1 protein-coding gene is annotated in these 675 nt (G+C 32.4%); it reads right to left on the bottom strand.

Annotated features, from left to right (window positions below; all coding sequences use genetic code 11):
* Window positions 1–489: 489 nt before the first annotated feature.
* Window positions 490–675: hypothetical protein (locus tag ACFIK8_RS11730; protein WP_375669526.1), on the bottom strand; the 186-nt coding region annotated here is incomplete at its 5' end.

The following is a 675-nucleotide window of genomic DNA, read 5'->3' as shown; positions in this document are numbered from 1 at the left end:
ACCCTGCAAAGTTTTTAAAATTGATTGCCGTTATGAAGAAATAAGCCAGAACCATCCTTTTCTTTCCCAGTCTCCAATGTTGCTTATCTTCTCTTGCATTAAAATGATTCACAAAAGGCAAATCGAGTCCTTTTTTAAACGATTTTTATCCCCAAACCTATCCCTCTTGTAACGTACAAACAAATAGTTCTTTTCATGACTCTGAATCAGAGAGGATGAAAGGAAAAAATTTTTCTGTACTCAGAACTTTCATTCAAGAGGAAAAAGATGTATTATCATTATAAATCAATATCTTAAATTTATACATCTCTGTGTTATAACATTGGCGTTTCAAACATCAATCGATCTATGTAAATAACCTACAGCTTTCCATTGAAAAGATTCGATCAAATGAAAAAACTAAAGCCTCAGTTTGAATAAATTATAGTTTTAATGATCCCCCCCTAGGAGATTATTGATCCTAACGCACCTGCCTATTTTAATAATATGTTATCCTTTTAAAGGGATTTTAACGAAACTTTCTAAGCCTTCCACAACCTCTTCATCAATATTCCTTCTGAAAATACGAAAAGGAAACAGAGCAAGCAAAATGATCAATGCGTGAAGCATACTACCAATGAAAAAAATGATATAACGTCTGTTGATCACATTACGGAAAAAGCACACTCTTATAAA

This window comes from Bartonella sp. MR168JLCBS (assembly GCF_042194175.1).
Note: the sequence above shows the minus strand (reverse complement) of the source record. Positions and strands in the feature narration are given on the sequence as shown.